The sequence below is a fragment of the uncultured Sneathiella sp. genome (genome assembly GCF_963976355.1).
GTDB lineage: Bacteria > Pseudomonadota > Alphaproteobacteria > Sneathiellales > Sneathiellaceae > Sneathiella.
Map to the genome: position 1 here is coordinate 1 of NZ_CAXBKA010000023.1, position 4,615 is coordinate 4,615.

4 protein-coding genes and 1 pseudogene are annotated in these 4,615 nt (G+C 48.6%); 2 read left to right on the forward strand and 3 right to left on the reverse strand.

Going from position 1 to position 4,615, the window contains the following annotated elements; translation table 11 throughout:
- A partial coding sequence (locus tag AAC599_RS19960) for a MerR family transcriptional regulator (protein WP_340152134.1) occupies nt 1–265 on the reverse strand: 265 nt, incomplete at its 3' end.
- Nucleotides 266–345: 80 nt separating this feature from the next.
- Between AAC599_RS19960 and AAC599_RS19965 the strand changes: the two genes are divergently transcribed.
- Together AAC599_RS19965 and AAC599_RS19970 are read left to right on the forward strand one after the other, a co-directional pair.
- The gene (locus AAC599_RS19965; RefSeq protein WP_340152135.1) at nt 346–1,242 is read left to right on the forward strand and encodes a cation transporter; all 897 of its coding nucleotides are present in this window, start codon (nt 346–348) and stop codon (nt 1,240–1,242) included.
- Between the two features lie 5 nt (nt 1,243–1,247).
- A pseudogene (locus AAC599_RS19970) lies at nt 1,248–1,426 on the forward strand (signal peptidase II); the annotation flags it as partial.
- Nucleotides 1,427–1,559: 133 nt separating this feature from the next.
- On the opposite strand, the gene AAC599_RS19975 reads toward AAC599_RS19970, so the two are convergent.
- Nucleotides 1,560–1,769 carry a hypothetical protein gene (locus tag AAC599_RS19975; RefSeq protein WP_062956569.1) on the reverse strand — a complete coding sequence of 70 codons (210 nt, stop codon included), beginning with the start codon at nt 1,767–1,769 and terminating at the stop codon, nt 1,560–1,562.
- 126 nt (nt 1,770–1,895) lie between these two features.
- Nucleotides 1,896–4,352, reverse strand: coding sequence for a heavy metal translocating P-type ATPase (locus AAC599_RS19980; RefSeq protein ID WP_063093927.1), 2,457 nt, complete (start codon nt 4,350–4,352; stop codon nt 1,896–1,898).
- Nucleotides 4,353–4,615: the final 263 nt, after the last annotated feature.

Genomic DNA, 4,615 nt, shown 5'->3' on the forward strand with positions numbered 1-4,615 from the left:
ATATGTGATCATCAAGTAAAACGTTGACCGCATTACAAGGCTGATGAGGCTCATCCTGATGCTGCTGTAGTTCGGAAATCTCCGCCAGAGATAGACCCAGAATTCTGCAGCGACGGATAAATCTCAACCGTTGACCATGCTTTTTGGTATAGACGCGGTAGCCGTTTTCTCTCCGCCCTACCGACGGCAATAGGCCCTGCTGTTCATAGAAGCGGATTGTTTGTGTGTCGATCTCTACTAACCGTGCCAACTGACCAATGCGCATTTGTCCTCTCCACCCTATTGACCTTATAGTTACTATATAGTTTTGAATGGTAACACTGTAATTTAAAGTGGAACCATGTCATGAGTATATTCTGTGATAGCCTTTCTGGTAGTGATGCACCTCCGCCATCGAATACCGATGAACCGAACGCCTCCGAAGCATCAGAGCAATGGATCAGTATTTATGCAGTGCCAAAAATGGACTGCCCGTCAGAAGAACGAATAATCCGCCTCGCCCTGAATGGCCTTAAGGAGATTCAGACCTTGTCCTTCGACTTGTCGAACCACCAGTTGGAGGTCGTACACAATGGCGAAGTTGCCGCTATCACTACAAAGTTGGAGACCTTGGGGCTAGGCGCTACGCTTCAGGAAAGCACCGCAGCCGATCCAGAGACCATCAAGACCGCCGAAGCCTCAACTACCTCTATCAAACAAGAAGCAGGCACCCTGCGCTGGTTGCTTGGCATCAATGCACTCCTATTTCTAATAGAAATGATTTCCGGCCTGGCAGCCCAGTCCACTGGCCTAATTAGTGAGTCTCTTGATAATTTCGCAGATGCGGCGGTATACGGGCTCGCCCTTTATGCTGTTGGGCATAGCATAAGAATGCAGGTGCGTGCCGCGCATCTTGCTGGTGTTCTGCAGCTAATTCTGGCTGTTGGAGCACTAGCGGAGGTGGTGAGACGCTTTGTATTTGGCAGTGAGCCTGAATCGTTGGTGATGATGGCTATCGCATTCGTCGCATTGATTGCCAATGCCAGTTGTCTGCTGCTCATATCCAAACATCGGGAGGGCGGGGCGCACATGAAGGCAAGCTGGATATTCTCGGCCAATGACGTGGTGATCAATCTGGGGGTCATCACCGCCGGCGTTTTGGTCGCGTGGACCGGGTCCAATTATCCGGACCTGATCATCGGCACCATCGCCGGGGTCATTGTACTGAACGGCGCCAAACGCATTCTGGCTATCAAGGGTTAAGAGCAGTGTCCGTTGCGGGCAAAAATCGCTCACGGCATGACCTATTGCCCATTTCTGGCGTACTTCCTGCGTCGGATCAGGCGATAAAATGTCTGGGGCAACAATCAATGGCCTATGGCGAGTCTGTTTCTGTACCCCGTTCTTTAATTGGGTGCAGACATGGAACACCTGTGCTGCATTCAGTTGCCAATTGAGAAAACCACCAACTCTTCTTCACACGAATCAAGCCGTGCCATGTGAAACTCGGTTTGCTGAAAGATGAAGGATACTTTGAAATGTTAATTCAAGTGTTCCAATTGACCTTACCACCCCAGCTATCAATTATTGTGATGCTGTGAGCTTGCCGTCAAATCACGATACGCATCCATCAATGGACGATCCACGGTGTCATGTTCCGTTCGCTCCTGATCAAGCTTTTCAAGGGCTCTTAGCATAAATTCGGCAATATCAAGCCTTTCGCAGCTGCAGGCATGTTTGAAAGCATGCAAAACTACATACTCCAATTGTTCATCACTTGAGGTCGTCATTTAATCGCTCCTTAATCCGGTATTGGGTAAGAGAGGTTCTTGCCGAGAAGAACTTCTCCTACCGGTACTTTGACGCACTCACGATCTAATAGAACTTTTCAGTTCTTTCTCAATCCAATCACGCGATCACAACATACGCATTACCGGCACAATTTTACGGAGCCGCAATGCATTTGTTAAAACAAAGACCGAAGACAACGCCATTGCGCCTGCTGCGAGAACAGGAGTGAGCAGAATTCCAGAGAAAGGATAAAGCAGACCTGCAGCAACAGGGATAAGTGCGGTGTTATAGCCAAAAGCCCAAAACAGATTTTGCTGAATGTTTCGCATCGTCCGGTTGGATACTTCAAAGGCATTGATGACGCCGCCAAGATCGCCAGACATCAGAACAATATCTGCCGACTCAATTGCCACGTCAGTGCCTGTGCCTATCGCGATCCCAACATCGGCATGAGCGAGAGCAGGTGCGTCATTAATACCGTCACCAACAAATGCAATCTTCCGCCCCTCTCCACGAAGATCATTCAAGGCCGCAACCTTGCCGTCTGGCAACACTCCAGCAACTACATGATCAATTCCAGTTTCCTCTGCAATTACCTGTGCAGTCTCAAGACTGTCACCTGTTATCATTGCGACTTTCAGGTCAAGGCTGTGAAGCGCTTTTATCACGTCCCTGCTTGAAGGCTTTACAGGATCTGACACTCCGATAACAGCAGCAACCTGTCCGTCAATTGCTGCGTACAATGCTGTTCGCCCGTTTCGTGAGAGCTTTTGAACAACTGCAGGAAAATCTTTGAGATCAATCTGTTCTCGTCGCATCAGGCGTTCAGTTCCAACTAGGACAGTTGCATCATCAACCTTTGCTCGGACGCCGTAACCAGTGAATGAGGTGAAATCTGTAACTGGTTGGTCTGCGTCAATATTCTCACGGCGCGCCGTAGATACGATTGCGTTGGCAATCGGGTGTTCCGATCTGGCTTCAACAGCAGCTACATACCTTAAAACTTCAAGTTTTGTGAAGCCTTGAGCAACCACAAAATCGGTTACCTCTGGCCGCCCTTCCGTCAAAGTACCAGTCTTGTCGAGCGCAACGATCTGAACGGAACGAAGTTCCTGAAGTGCGTCTCCCTTGCGAAACAAAATACCCATTTCAGCTGCACGACCTGTTCCAACCATGATGGAGGTTGGTGTGGCTAACCCCATTGCGCAAGGACAGGCTATTATTAGAACAGAAACACCTGCCACCAACGCCATTGTAACGGCTGGCTCAGGACCGAACAAAAACCATGCCAAGACACTTAGTGCAGAAAAAAACATGACTGCAGGTACAAACCATTGAGTTACGCGATCAACCAGACTCTGAATGGGAAGTTTGGTGGATTGGGCTTCTTCAACCATCCGAATTATTTGCGATAATGTTGTGTCTTCACCAACACGAGTTGCGCGAAAACTGAAGCCTCCTGCACCATTCACGGTTCCTCCTGTGACTTTTGAATCAGCTTGTTTGGCAACAGGAATTGGCTCGCCCGTTATCATGCTCTCGTCAATATGACTGTTTCCCTCAACAATTACACCATCAACCGGGATTCGTTCACCCGGGCGCACTATAATAACATCGCCAACTTGAAGGTCATCAACAGGAACAATGACGCTTTCGCCATCGCGTTGTACTCGTGCTTCTATAACTTGAAGTCCCAGAAGTTTTTGGATCGCCGCTCCAGTCCTCCCCTTTGCACGGGCTTCCAGAAAACGGCCAAGCAGGATGAGAACAATGATGACTGCTGCGGCTTCGAAATATACTGCGCGAACTTCCACAGGTATAAGTTCAGGAAGAAATGTGGAAACGGTAGAGAATATATAAGCCGCTCCCGTTCCGAGTGCGACCAGACTGTTCATATCTGGAGAACCTTTCAGAAGAGAAGGGACACCTCTGATGAAGAAGTATCTGCCCGGCCCGGCAAGAATTGCTGTTGTTAAGATAAATTGCAGCGTCCAGTAAGTTTGCTGCCCGATCGTGCTTTCGATAACATTAGCAAGTTCCGGGATGATATGACCGCCCATTTCGGTCAGAAAAATAGGCAGAGTTAGCAAAGCAGCCCAAAGCGTACGGTAGGCTATTTCACGCGCAACCTGTTTATTCTTGATAGAACTGTCCGTTGTTTCTTTGATCTCAGATGGATAACCGGAAGCAGTCAGTTGGGAGGACAATTCAGTCGGAGAGACAACATTCTGTAGGAATTTCACCGCTACAGTCTCAGCTGGAAGGTTGACGGCTACGTCTATTACGCCGGTGACTTGGCCAAGCGACTTTGAGATGCGATTAACACAAGAGGCGCATGACATTGAATTCACACTTAGAGTTACGTTGCCATATTGGGGGGCATAACCAAGTTTCTGAAGCGCTTGAGCAATCTCGACAAGCCTTTGCGCCTTGTCGACCTTCATTCGGGCTGTCTCATTCGCCTGATTGACCGATACTTCTCCGACACCTTTCATCGCGGATAGAGTTTGCTCGATTCTTGCTACGCAAGAGGAGCAGGTTATGCCATCAAGTTTTATTTGCACGTGATTATGGTTTTGCATCTGAACCTCTGATTGTCTGCTGTTTAAGCAAGTATGAAGGTTCCAGTCACTGGAAGGTCAAGTATTTTGTTCGAAGTGTCTCACACGACGTGTACTTTGCTGTTTTCTTCCAATTTTTCGGCAAAAAATAGCGCGCACAAGTCACTGCTAAGAAAGCCATTAACTGTTGGAAGGTTCTTCCTGGCCCGTCAACCAATGCGCCCCAAAAGCGGGAATGTTTCCAGCAGCCAGAACGCAAAGGCGGACATATAACCGGTCATCAT